This window comes from Paraburkholderia sp. MM5482-R2, from assembly GCF_050436125.1.
In the GTDB taxonomy this organism is placed as follows: domain Bacteria; phylum Pseudomonadota; class Gammaproteobacteria; order Burkholderiales; family Burkholderiaceae; genus Paraburkholderia; species Paraburkholderia tuberum.
In genome coordinates, this window is sequence record NZ_JBNDLP010000002.1 from 2,707,030 (window position 1) to 2,719,424 (window position 12,395).

A 12,395-nucleotide genomic window follows, 5' to 3' on the forward strand; every position below is an offset into this window, starting at 1 on the left:
GATTCGGGCAAGCACCGCCAAATTGGCGAACCCTGAGGTTCGCCAGCGGCGGCCGCGCGGCGAGGGTCAACTCGTGCGCGGCCTTGCGGCGCCGCCGACCGCGGCGAGGTCTTGCCTCGCCGCGGGTCCAAACGGTACGGCGGTGAAGCTTGGGTAACGCTTATTGTTGCTTTGCAGCAGCGACCTGGGCGGCCACTTCCGCTGCGAAGTCGTCCTGCTTCTTCTCGATGCCTTCGCCGACCACGAACAGCGCGAACTTCTGCACGCTCGAGTTGCCCGCCTTCAGCATCTGCTCGATCGTCTGCTTGTCGTTCTTCACGAACGTCTGGTTCAGCAGCGACACTTCCTTCAGGTACTTCTGCACGGTGCCGTCGACCATCTTGGCAACGATTTCAGCCGGCTTGCCCGATTCGGCGGCCTTCTGTTCAGCGATGCTGCGTTCCTTGGCGATCAGGTCCGCCGGCACGTCGTCCGACGACAGCGAGACCGGCTTCATCGCAGCGATGTGCATCGCCACGTCCTTGCCGACCTGTTCGTCCGCGCCGGTGTACTCAACCAGCACACCGATGCGCGTGCCGTGCAGGTACGCCGCCAGCTTGTTCGCGGTGTCGAAGCGCACGAAACGGCGGATCGACAGGTTTTCGCCGATCTTGCCGACCAGCGCGAGGCGCACTGCGTCGACGGTTTGGCCGTCGAGCGGCAGGGCCGACAGTGCCGCGACGTCAGCCGGGTTTTGCGTCGCGACGAGTTCGGCGATCTTCTTCGAGAACGCGAGGAAGTCGTCGTTCTTCGAGACGAAGTCGGTTTCGCAGTTCAGCTCGACGAGCGAACCAGCGTTGCCGTTGATGAACGATGCGACGACGCCTTCGGCCGTCACGCGCGATGCCGCCTTGCTCGCCTTGTTGCCGAGCTTCACGCGCAGCAGTTCTTCAGCGCGCGCCAGATCGCCGTCGGCTTCCGTCAGCGCCTTCTTGCATTCCATCATCGGCGCGTCGGTCTTCGCGCGCAGTTCTGCAACCATGCTTGCGGTAATTGCCGCCATCATTTGCTCCTTGAGTTCTGTCTGTCACACGCCGCCCGCATTTCGATGCCGGCGGCAGGAATTCGTTTCAGCGTTTTCGCGCATTTTTTGCGAGCGACGCGCCCGCGTCGCCTCGAGCACTCTGCCAGATGCCCGTTACAACAACTGTCATAGACATCGCGACTTAAAAAAAGGGGGCCTGTAGAAAGCCCCCTTTTATGCCGGACACTGGGCAGCCTTACGCTTCCGGGTTGACCTCGACGAACTCGTCGCCGTCGCCGCCACGCGCAGCCTGGACCACTTCGTTGACCGCGTTGGCACGGCCTTCGAGGATCGCATCGGCCACGCCAGCCGCGTACAGGGCGACGGCCTTGCTGGCGTCGTCGTTACCCGGGATCACGTAGTCCACACCTTCCGGCGAGTGGTTCGTATCGACCACGGCGATGACCGGAATGCCGAGCTTGTTTGCTTCGGTCACGGCAATCTTGTGGTAGCCGACGTCAACCACGAAGATCGCGTCCGGAATGCCGCCCATGTCCTTCACGCCGCCGATCGACTTCTGCAGCTTGGCCATTTCACGTTCGAACAGAAGCGCTTCCTTCTTGCTCATGCGCTCGGTTTCACCGGCTTCCAGCGCCGCCTCCATGTCCTTCAGGCGCTTGATCGAAACCTTCAGCGTCTTGAAGTTGGTCAGCATGCCGCCGAGCCAGCGCGCGTTCACGAACGGCATACCCGCGCGCTGCGCTTCCTGGGCGATCGTGTCACGCGATTGACGCTTCGTACCGACGAACAGGATCGTGCCGCGGTTCGATGCCAGCTGACGCGCGTACTTCAGCGCGTCGTTGTACATCGGCAGCGTCTTTTCGAGGTTGATGATGTGAATCTTGTTGCGATGACCGAAAATGAAGGGGGCCATCTTCGGGTTCCAGAAGCGGGTCTGGTGACCGAAGTGGACACCTGCTTCCAGCATTTGACGCATCGTAACTGCCATGAAATTCTCCACGAGGGTTGGGTCTTAAACCGGCTGCCGTATCGGCCGCGCCCGCCTCTACCTTGGCTGGAACGCGACGACACCCTGGGTGCGCCGGCTTGCGAATTGGTTGCCTGACACGACTTTCTCTCACTCACGACACCCAACAACCGGAGTGCCGCGAGAAGCCGCTCCGCCCAGCTGCCATGCGCGAATTTGCGGACTCGCGAATGAAAGCGGACTAGGACCGACTTAGCCAAAGAGTATAGCACGCGAGGACCGGCTGACTCAACCGGCCCGACCACCGGCCGGTGGTCCTACGCACGGGACCGCGCCGCCGGGACCGAAGCCCGGCCTGGCGTCCTTTGAGCCGCCAATTTGCCGATTCTGGCGCTTTTCGCCCATTGCCGCCCGATCCAGCGCAACGACCCGGCCCCCACTGCTGTAAAATGGCTCGATTCCGCCACGCGCGGGGGGCATTAAGGATCGACCGGCATTCCGTGCCCGGCAGACGCCCCTCCGCCCGGCCACCGCAACACCCAGCAAGCCTTATCCAGCAAGGCTTCCGAGGAAACCATGGCTATCACCATCAAAAACGAAGACGATATCGCGAAGATGCGCGTCGCCTGCCGGCTCGCGAGCGAAGTGCTCGACTACATCACGCCGTTCGTCAAGGCCGGCGTCACCACTGGCGAGCTCGACCGTCTGTGTCACGAATACATGCTGAAGGACCAGGGCACGGTCCCCGCGCCGCTGAATTACCAGCCGCCCGGCTACCCGCCCTACCCGAAAGCCACCTGCATTTCCGTCAACGACGTGATCTGCCACGGCATTCCGGGCGACAAGGCACTCAAAACCGGCGACGCGCTGAACATCGACATCACCGTGATCAAGGACGGCTATTTCGGCGACACGAGCCGCATGTTCATCGTCGGCGAAGGGTCGATCATGGCAAAGCGCCTCGTGCAAGCCACTTTCGAATGCATGTGGCTCGGCATCGACCAGGTGCGACCCGGCGCGCATCTCGGCGACATCGGCTATGCGATCCAGAAGCACGCCGAAGGCCTCGGCTACAGCGTGGTGCGCGAATATTGCGGACACGGCATCGGCACCGTATTCCACGAAGATCCGCAGATCCTGCACTACGGTCGCCCCGGCACCGGGTTCGAACTGCAGGCCGGTATGATCTTCACGATCGAGCCGATGATCAACGCCGGCCGCCGTGACATCCGCACGATGCCCGACCAGTGGACCGTCAAGACCAAGGACCGCAGCCTGTCCGCGCAGTGGGAGCACACGGTGCTCGTCACCGAGACCGGTCACGACGTGCTGACCGTGTCGGCCGGCACGCCGGCGCGTCCGCCCGTGGTCGCGGCCACGGCCTGACCGATTCCGACCACACCGCCTTCCTGCCAATGAGTAGCGTTCCAGCCGTCGCCCCCTCCCATGCCTCGTCGCTCAAGGCGGACTACAAAGTGGCCAAAGCCCAGTTGCTGGAACGCTTCCGAACGTCCACCAACGTCGACGCGTTGATGGCCGCCCTCGCGCGCGCCACGGACCATTCGCTGCGCGCCGCCTGGGACACCTGCGAGCTGCCCGACGACCTCGCGCTGGTCGCGGTTGGCGGCTATGGGCGCGGCGAACTCGCGCCGCACTCCGACATCGACATCCTGGTGCTGTTGCCCGACGCGCGGCTCGAGCATCTGGACGCGCGCATCGAGCGCTTCATCAGTCTCGCGTGGGATCTCGGGCTGGAACTCGGCAGCAGCGTGCGCAGCGTGTCGCAATGCATCGAGGAAGCGGCCAACGACGTCACGGTGCGTACCTCGCTGCTGGAAGCGCGCCGCATCACCGGCAGCACCGCACTGTTCGACGATTTCGCCCGGCGCTACCGTGCGGCGCTCGACCCGAAGGCGTTCTTCCAGGCGAAGGTGCTCGAAATGCGCCAGCGTCACGCGAAGTTTCAGGACACGCCCTACGCGCTCGAGCCGAACATCAAGGAAAGCCCGGGCGGGCTGCGCGACCTGCAGCTGATCCTGTGGATCACACAGGCGGCCGGCTTCGGCAGCAGCTGGCGCGAACTCGAAGCACGCGGACTCATCACCGAGCGCGAGGCGCGCGAGCTGCGCCACAACGAAGGCTTTCTGAAGTCGCTGCGTGCGCGGCTGCACGTGATCGCCGGGCGCCGCCAGGACATCCTGGTGTTCGACCTGCAGACGCCGGTCGCGGAAAGCTTCGGCCTCAAGCCGACCGCGACCAAGCGCGCGAGCGAGCAGTTGATGCGCCGCTACTACTGGGCCGCGAAAGCGGTCACGCAACTCGCGACGATCCTGATCCAGAACATCGAGGCGCAGCTGTTTCCGAGCACGAGCGGCATCACGCGCGTGCTGTCGGATCGCTTCGTCGAAAAGCAGGGCATGCTCGAAATCGCCTCCGACGACGTGTTCCAGCGCGAGCCGAATGCAATCCTCGAGGCGTTCCTGCTATACGAGCGCACCCCCGGCGTGAAGGGACTGTCGGCGCGCACGCTGCGCGCGATCTACAACGCCCGCGACGTGATGGACCAGCACTGGCGGCGCGATCCGGAAAATCGCCGGCTCTTCATGGAAATCCTGAAGCAGCCGGCCGGTATCACGCATGCGTTCCGGTTGATGAACCAGACGAGCGTGCTCGGGCGTTATCTGCTGAATTTCCGGCGCATCGTCGGGCAGATGCAGCACGACCTGTACCACGTGTTCACGGTCGATCAGCACATCCTGATGGTGCTGCGCAATCTGCGCCGCTTCGCGGTCGCCGAGCATGCGCACGAATACCCGTTCTGCAGCCAGTTGATCGTCAACTTCGACCGGCCGTGGGTGCTGTACGTGGCCGCGCTGTTTCATGACATCGCGAAGGGCCGCGGCGGCGATCATTCCACGCTGGGCATGGCCGACGCACGGCGCTTCTGCCGCCAGCACGGCATCGAAGGCGAGGATGGCGAGCTGGTCGTGTGGCTCGTGCAGCAGCATCTGACGATGAGCCAGGTCGCGCAGAAGCAGGACACGAGCGACCCTGAAGTGATCAAGCGCTTCGCCGAGCTGGTCGGCACCGAGCGCCGCCTGACCGCGCTCTATCTGCTGACCGTCGCCGACATCCGCGGCACCAGCCCGAAGGTCTGGAACACGTGGAAAGGCAAGCTGCTCGAAGACCTCTACCGCACCACGCTCGCCGTGCTTGGCGGTGCCCAGCCGGACGAGCATTCCGAGCTGAAGTCGCGCCAGGAAGAGGCGCTCGCGCTGCTGCGTCTCGAAACCGTGCCGGAAGGCGCGCAACGGGCGCTGTGGGACAAGCTGGACGTCGGCTATTTCCTGCGTCACGACGCGGCGGACATCGCGTGGCAGACGCGCGTGCTGTACCGCCACGTCGAAACGCCGACGCCGCTCGTACGCGCGCGGCCGTCGCCGATCGGCGAGGCGCTGCAGGTGCTCGTCTACGTGAAGGACCAGCCCGATCTGTTCGCAGGCATCTGCGCGTATTTCGACCGCAACGGCCTGTCGGTGCTCGATGCGCGTGTCAGCACGACGCGCCACGGCTACGCGCTCGACAACTTCCTCGTCGCGCACACCGAAGAGGACGTGCACTATCGCGACATCGCCAATCTGGTCGAGCAGGAGCTGACCGCGCGCCTCGGGGGCCACGGCACCTTGCTGCCGGGACCGTCTAAGGGCCGGCTGTCACGGCTGTCGCGCACCTTCCCCATTACGCCGCGCGTCGACCTGCGGGCCGATGAGCGCGGCCAATACTACATCCTGTCCGTGTCGGCGAACGACCGGCCGGGCCTTCTTTATTCGATCGCGCGCGTGCTGGCTGAGCACCGGGTCGGCGTCGCCTCGGCGCGGATCAATACGCTCGGCGAACGCGTCGAGGACGTGTTTCTGCTCGAAGGACACAGCCTGTCGGACAACCGCCTGCAAATTCAGGTCGAGACCGAACTACTGCGCGCGATCGCAGTGTGAGATTTCATGCGAATCAAATTAACAGCGAAGCATCCGCGGCCGGCGTCGTCCGAACGCGCCCCTGTCCGCCCCGGCAGCGCGTCGGCGCGTAAGCCGACCCGTCCAGCGCGGCCGAAGCCATTCGAGGCCGAGGCCGGCGCGAAGCGCGAAGGCGCGGCATCGACGGGTGGTGGCGCGAAGCGGCCGGTCGGTGCGAAGCCGGCGGGCGCCGGTGCACGCGCGCCGCGTGCCGAAGGGTCGGGCGTGCGCGAACGGGGCACGGCTGCCGCGGGCGCACCGCGCCGCTTCGAAGGTGCGGCTCAGCGAGGCGAGCGCGGAGAACGCGCGCCGCGTCGTTTTGAGGGCGGCGCCGAGCGTGGCGAACGGGCGCCTCGGCGCGAATTCGGCGAACGGACTGAACGCGCGCCGCGTCGTTTCGAAGGCAACGCTGAGCGTGGCGAACGCGCTCCTCGGCGCGAATTCGGCGAACGGACTGAACGCGCGCCGCGTCGTCCCGAAGTCAGCGCTGAGCGTGGTGAACGCGGGCCTCGGCGCGATTTCGGCGAACGGACTGAACGCGCGCCGCGTCGTTTCGAAGGCAACGCTGAGCGTGGCGAACGCGGGCCTCGGCGCGAATTCGGCGAACGGACTGAACGCGCGCCGCGTCGTTTCGAAGGCAACGCTGAGCGTGGCGAACGCGCTCCTCGACGCGAATTCGGCGAACGGACTGAACGTGCGCCGCGTCGTTTCGAAGGCAACGCTGAGCGTGGTGAACGCGCTCCTCGACGCGAATTCGGCGAACGGACTGAACGCGCGCCGCGTCGTTTCGAAGGCAGCGCTGAGCGTGGCGAACGCGCTCCTCGGCGCGAATTCGGCGAGCGTGCAGAACGCGCACCCCGTCGTTTCGAGGGCAATGCGGAGCGCGGCGAGCGCGCACCGCGCAGTTTTGGTGAGCGCGCACCGGGCCGCGACGCCGGCGAACGCCGTCCGTTCAGCGGTCCGCGCCCAGGCACAGGCAGGCCGTCGGAAGGCGGCGCGCGTGGCGATCGTCCGGTGCGCCGGGAGCGCGAGGCCGCCGACCGTCCGCGCTTCGGTAGCGATCGCGGTGAGCCGCAGGAGCGTCGCAGTGGCGATCGAGGCGCGCGCAGCGACAGCACCTCGCGCCGCTTCGAAAGCGAGCGTGGCGAGCGCAGCTTCGCGAAGCCGGCAAAAGGCGGCTACGGCGAACGCACCGAGCGTCGCGAGCGCCCTGCGCGCAGCTTCGACGACACGTTGCCGGCCGCGAACCGCCGCTTCGGCGACGATCGACCAGCCCGCGCCGCCAAGCCGCGAGCCTCGGCATCAGCAACCGCCCGCCCCGTCGACACCACCATCGACACTCCGCACCCGCCCCGCCGCGATCGCGAAGACGCGCCGGGCATGCTGCGTCTGTCGAAGCTGATGTCCAAGCTCGGCCTGTGCTCGCGTCGCGAGGCCGACGAATGGATCGAGAAAGGCTGGGTCATGGTCGACGGCGAGCGCGTCGATACGCTCGGCACGAAGGTGTTCCCGGATCAGCGCATCGACATCGACCCGGCCGCCGAAGCCTTTCAGTCGAGCCAGGTGACCGTGATCGTTCACAAGCCGGTCGGGCTCGTGTCGGGCCAGGCGGAGGACGGCTATCAGCCGGCCATCACGCTCGTCACGCCGGAGAATCGCTGGGAAGGCGACCGTTCGGGGATCCCCTTCTCGGCGTCGCATCTGCGCCAGCTCGCGCCGGCCGGGCGTCTCGACATCGATTCGACGGGCCTGCTCGTGCTGACGCAGGACGGCCGCATCGCGAAGCAACTGATCGGCGGTCACTCGGACGTGGACAAGGAGTATCTGGTGCGCGTCGCCTACGGCGATCACACGGTCGACGTCGAAAACCATTTCCCGGCCGAAAAACTCGCGCTGCTGCGCCACGGCCTGTCGCTCGACGACGTCGCGCTGAAGCCCGCGCAGGTCAGCTGGCAGAACGGCGAGCAGCTGCGTTTCGTGCTGCGCGAAGGCAAGAAGCGTCAGATTCGCCGCATGTGCGAACTGGTCGGTCTCGAGGTGGTGGGCCTGAAGCGTGTGCGCGTGGGCCAGGTGATGCTCGGCGCGCTGCCGCCGGGACAGTGGCGCTATCTGTCGGAAGACGAGTCGTTCTGAGGTCTGTCCAATGCGCCTCCTTGCTGAGAGCGGGCGCATCGGCACAACAAAAAACCCACGCACTTTGGCGTGGGTTTTTTGTTGGCGGCAGCTGTGTCAGTCGTCGCTATTCGTATCGAGATCCGGGAACAGGACCTCCGTAAAGCCGAACTTCGAGAAATCGGTAATCCGCATCGGATACAGCTTGCCGATCAGATGATCGCATTCGTGCTGCACAACCCGTGCGTGAAAACCCTCGGCGACCCGGTCGATCGGATTGCCGAACTGATCGAAGCCGTGATAACGGATCATCGAAAACCGGCTCACCACGCCGCGCAGCCCCGGCACCGACAGGCAACCTTCCCAGCTTTCTTCCATGTCCTGCGAGACCGGCGTGACGGTCGGGTTGATCAGCACCGTTTCGGGCACCGGCGGCGCGTCCGGATAGCGCTCGTTCGAACCGAAGCCGAAGATCACCACCTGCAGATCGACGCCGATCTGCGGCGCGGCGAGACCCGCGCCGTTCGCCGCGTGCATGGTCTCGAACATGTCTTCCACGAGCCGGTGCAGCTCGGGCGTGTCGAAGTGATCGACCGGCTCGGCGATTCGCAGCAGGCGCGGATCGCCCATCTTCAGAATGTCGTGAATCATCAGTGCCCCTCCAGGAGCTTGCGCATACCATCTTCGTCGAGTACGGGGATGCCGAGTTCCTCGGCCTTCGAAAGTTTGCTGCCCGCGTCGGCCCCCGCCACCACGTAACTGGTTTTCTTCGATACCGACCCCGCCACCTTCGCGCCGGCCGCCTCGAGCATATCCTTCGCGTCCTCGCGCGACAGGTTTGGCAGCGTACCGGTCAGCACGACCGTCTGCCCGGCCAGCACGCCCTGCGGCGCCTTCGGCGCTGGTGGCCCCTCGGGCCACGTGACCTTGCCCGGCGCGCGCAGCTGTTCGATCACCGTGCGGTTGTGGTCCTCGGCGAAGAACTGGTGGATCGATTCGGCGACGACCGGCCCCACGTCGTTGACTTCGAGCAGTTCCTCCAGCGACGCATCCATGATCGGATCGAGCGAGCCGAAGTGCTTCGCGAGATCCTTCGCGGTCGATTCGCCGACATGGCGAATCCCCAATGCGTAGATAAAGCGCGCGAGCGACGTGTGCCTGGCCTTGTCGAGCGAGTCGAGCAGGTTCTGCGCGGACTTTTCGGCGAAGCGGTCGAGTTCCGCGAGCGTCGTGAAGCCGAGATTGAACAGATCGGCCGGCGTGCGCACCAGGCTCTGTTCGACCAGTTGATCGATGATCTTCTCGCCGAGGCCGTCGATATCGAGCGCGCGCCGCTGCGCGAAGTGCCACAACGCCTGCTTGCGCTGCGCCGGACAGAAGAGCCCGCCCGTGCAGCGCGCGATCGCCTCGTCGGGCAGCCGCTCGATCGCCGAACCGCACACCGGGCACTGCGTCGGCATCACGAACTCGCGCGCGTCGGCCGGACGACGCTCGAGCAGCGCGCTGACCACCTCCGGAATCACGTCGCCGGCGCGCCGCACGATCACCGTGTCGCCGATGCGGATGTCCTTGCGGCGCACTTCATCCTCGTTGTGCAAGGTCGCGTTCGTGACCGTCGCGCCGCCGACGAACACCGGTTCCAGCCGCGCGACCGGCGTGATCGCGCCGGTGCGGCCGACCTGCACGTCGATCGCGACCAGCTTCGTCAGCGCTTCCTGCGCGGGGAATTTGTGCGCGAGCGCGAAGCGCGGCGCGCGCGACACGAAACCGAGCGCATCCTGCTCGTCGCGCCGGTTGACCTTGTAGACCACGCCGTCGATGTCGTAGGGGAGCCTGTCGCGCTTCTCGCCGACCGCGTGGAAGAAGCCGAGCAGGCCTTCGGCGCCCTGCACGACCGCGCGCTCGCCATTGACCGGCAAGCCCATCTCCTTGTACCAGTCGAGCAGTTCGCTATGGGTGGCCGGCATCTCGATGCCTTCGAGCACGCCGATGCCATACGCGAAAAACGACAGCGGCCGCTGCGCGGTGATCTTCGAATCGAGCTGCCGCAAGCTGCCCGCCGCCGCATTGCGCGGGTTCGCGAATTCGCGTTGTTCGGCGGTGCGCTGGCGTTCGTTCAGGCGCTCGAAATCGCGCTTGAACATCAGCACTTCGCCGCGCACGTCGAGCACGCGCGGCACTCGCTTACCCTTCAGCTTCAACGGAATCGAGCGGATCGTGCGGACGTTTTCGGTGACGTTCTCGCCGGTAGTGCCGTCACCGCGCGTGGAGGCCTGCACGAACACGCCGTCGGCGTAGCGCAGCGAGATCGCGAGGCCGTCGAATTTCAGCTCGGCCGCGTAGTCGACGGGAACCGGCGGCTCGCTCGCGTTGTTGCCGAGCGCGTCGCCGATGCGCTTGTCGAACGCGACGATGTCTTCGTCGGCGAAACCGTTGTTCAACGACAGCATCGGCAGATCGTGCACGACCGGCTCGAAACCGCTCGCGGCCTCGCCGCCGACGCGCTGCGTCGGCGAATCCGGCACGATCAGATCGGGATGCTCGGCCTCGATGCGCTCCAGCTCCTTGAACAGCTTGTCGTACTCGGCGTCCGGCAGGTCCGGTTGATCGAGCACGTAATACGCGTAGTTCGCGCGTTCGAGTTCCGCGCGCAACCACACGGCCCGCTCGGCCGGAGCGCTGGTTGCGGAAGGAGGGACGGAGGATCGGGCCATGCTGTCGGAAGCTTCTCGAGAAGAAAGTCGGACATCGGATTATCGCAGGAAGCGTGCCCCTTTACATCGCTGAATCGGGGCGGGCCGCGCTGCGACGCAAGCCGGAAACGACGACGGCCGCACATCGTGCGGCCGTCATCAAAACGCGTAGAACGCTGCAAAAGGCTTACTGGCTGAACAGGCGCCGCGTGGCCGGCGAACCCGCCGGAATACCCGCCTGTTCGAGCTTCGCGTACAGCGTCATCAACTGTTTTTCGATCGCGAGCAGCGCGCTTTCCGGCAGCGGCCGGCGACCGTCGTCGACCACGCGTCCGCCGATGCGCTCGGCCAGCGACTTCGCGTAATCGCACATCAGCCGGAACGGCAGGATGTCTTCGTCGGCGACCGGCACGTCGAGCACCAGCGTGATCATCTCGCCGCCTTTGTACGTGAGGTCGTCGCGCAGGAAGTTGGTGTCGCCGAACTGCAGCATGAACACCGGGCTTTGCCGCGAGTCGAGCTTGACGAAGCGCGTGCCGTCGCGCGACAGCAGCAGACCGTCCTGCGACGCGACCGCCTGCACGTAGTTGGCCGACCACGGCGCGCCGTCCGACAGCACGTTGATCGACAACTGCGCGTCGCACTGGGCGGCAAAGCCGTCGAGCTCGCGCGCCATCGCGACGGTTTCGAGCATGTCGGGGAATTCCGGCGCCGCGTCGAGCGCATCGGCGAACTGCTGTACGCCGGTCACGAACTCGGAAAATTCGAGCTCGTTCAGCGCGCCGCTACGGTTCGCGAGCTGCGCGGCCGCGCGCAGCTCTTCATAGCGCGTGCCGTTCTGCAGCAGCTCCCACGAGCCGCCGCCTTCGGGTTTGCCTTCGATGTGCACGGGCTTGCTGCCCGCCCGACGCAAGCGCTGCGCAAGCGGAAGCACCTTGTCGCCGGCCACGGGGCCGTTCAGCCGGATCGGCACGATACAGTCGATGCGTCGATCGACGATCGCGGGCGGCGCCGACGAAATCGTCGTGGCGGCCGGCAGGATCGGTTCGACCCGCTCGTGCCCGGCGGACGCGGGCTGGGCCGCGGGCGCTTCGGCCGTGGGCCGCTTCGCGTGCGCGCCCGGCGCCGCCGCAGGTTCGCCTTCGCCCACGGTATCGGCGTCCGCCGCTGGATAACCGTTCGGCGACGTCATCTCGGCCTGGATATCGGCCGGTGTATCGAGCGGTGCGGCGCCCGCGCCGAACGTCGGCTCGACGCGCGCCGCGGTCCGGTCCGCGGCCGCCTCGGCGCTCACGCTCGGCTCGCGCCGCGTGGTCGGCCGGGCCGGCTCGATGAACGGGCTCTGCTCCTCATGCTCGTCCCGCGCAAAGCTCTCGGCGGTGTCGGCCGGCATCGGCCGCGGCATCTTGCGGCGCACCTTCGCGCCCTGCCACGCGTTGTACACGACCACGCCCCCCACCACCACGGCACCCGCGCCGATCAAACCGAGTGTCAACTCGTCCATGCATGCTCCATCAGCAATTCTTCTATCCGCGCGGGCCTGTCGTCCGCTCCACGTACCGCGCGGCGCTCATCGAGGCCGCTGC

8 protein-coding genes are annotated in these 12,395 nt (G+C 66.2%); 3 read left to right on the plus strand and 5 right to left on the minus strand.

Features of this window, described 5'->3' with window-relative positions:
* Positions 1–160: 160 nt before the first annotated feature.
* The gene (gene tsf, locus OKW37_RS15310; protein ID WP_090800589.1) at positions 161–1,042 is read right to left on the minus strand and encodes a translation elongation factor Ts; all 882 of its coding nucleotides are present in this window, start codon (positions 1,040–1,042) and stop codon (positions 161–163) included.
* A gap of 217 nt (positions 1,043–1,259) precedes the next feature.
* Positions 1,260–2,012, minus strand: coding sequence for a 30S ribosomal protein S2 (gene rpsB, locus OKW37_RS15315; RefSeq protein WP_013089705.1), 753 nt, complete (start codon positions 2,010–2,012; stop codon positions 1,260–1,262).
* A 555-nt stretch (positions 2,013–2,567) separates the two neighbouring features.
* Here rpsB and map point away from each other — a divergent pair.
* Genes map through OKW37_RS15330 form a run of 3 tightly spaced genes read left to right on the plus strand, consistent with a single transcriptional unit; the run spans position 2,568 to position 8,137 of the window.
* Entirely contained in the window at positions 2,568–3,377 is an 810-nt protein-coding gene (gene map, locus OKW37_RS15320) for a type I methionyl aminopeptidase (RefSeq protein ID WP_184056903.1), read from the plus strand.
* Positions 3,378–3,406: 29 nt separating this feature from the next.
* On the plus strand, positions 3,407–5,986 hold the full coding sequence (locus OKW37_RS15325; RefSeq protein ID WP_429405568.1) for a [protein-PII] uridylyltransferase: 2,580 nt from the start codon (positions 3,407–3,409) through the stop codon (positions 5,984–5,986).
* A 6-nt stretch (positions 5,987–5,992) separates the two neighbouring features.
* On the plus strand, positions 5,993–8,137 hold the full coding sequence (locus tag OKW37_RS15330) for a pseudouridine synthase (RefSeq protein ID WP_429405566.1): 2,145 nt from the start codon (positions 5,993–5,995) through the stop codon (positions 8,135–8,137).
* A 96-nt stretch (positions 8,138–8,233) separates the two neighbouring features.
* On the opposite strand, the gene def is transcribed toward OKW37_RS15330, so the two are convergent.
* The 3 genes from def to OKW37_RS15345 form a co-directional block, all read right to left on the minus strand.
* Entirely contained in the window at positions 8,234–8,767 is a 534-nt protein-coding gene (gene def / locus OKW37_RS15335) for a peptide deformylase (RefSeq protein ID WP_090800596.1), read from the minus strand.
* Positions 8,767–10,830 carry an NAD-dependent DNA ligase LigA gene (gene ligA, locus OKW37_RS15340; protein ID WP_429405564.1) on the minus strand — a complete coding sequence of 688 codons (2,064 nt, stop codon included), beginning with the start codon at positions 10,828–10,830 and terminating at the stop codon, positions 8,767–8,769. The genes def and ligA overlap by 1 nt, the downstream gene beginning before the upstream one ends.
* Before the next feature lie 166 nt (positions 10,831–10,996).
* Positions 10,997–12,313: a cell division protein ZipA C-terminal FtsZ-binding domain-containing protein gene (locus OKW37_RS15345; RefSeq protein WP_184056911.1), complete on the minus strand. Its 1,317-nt coding sequence runs from the start codon at positions 12,311–12,313 to the stop codon at positions 10,997–10,999.
* Positions 12,314–12,395 lie beyond the last annotated feature (82 nt).

Bases quoted from the DNA above. Each gene is read 5' to 3' on its own strand.
- tsf (WP_090800589.1), bottom strand. From the start codon at position 1,042: ATGGCGGCAATTACCGCAAGCATGGTTGCAGAACTGCGCGCGAAGACC.
- def (WP_090800596.1), bottom strand. From the start codon at position 8,767: ATGATTCACGACATTCTGAAGATGGGCGATCCGCGCCTGCTGCGAATC.
- map (WP_184056903.1), top strand. From the start codon at position 2,568: ATGGCTATCACCATCAAAAACGAAGACGATATCGCGAAGATGCGCGTC.
- OKW37_RS15325 (WP_429405568.1), top strand. From the start codon at position 3,407: ATGAGTAGCGTTCCAGCCGTCGCCCCCTCCCATGCCTCGTCGCTCAAG.
- OKW37_RS15330 (WP_429405566.1), top strand. From the start codon at position 5,993: ATGCGAATCAAATTAACAGCGAAGCATCCGCGGCCGGCGTCGTCCGAA.
- rpsB (WP_013089705.1), bottom strand. From the start codon at position 2,012: ATGGCAGTTACGATGCGTCAAATGCTGGAAGCAGGTGTCCACTTCGGT.
- OKW37_RS15345 (WP_184056911.1), bottom strand. From the start codon at position 12,313: ATGGACGAGTTGACACTCGGTTTGATCGGCGCGGGTGCCGTGGTGGTG.
- ligA (WP_429405564.1), bottom strand. From the start codon at position 10,830: ATGGCCCGATCCTCCGTCCCTCCTTCCGCAACCAGCGCTCCGGCCGAG.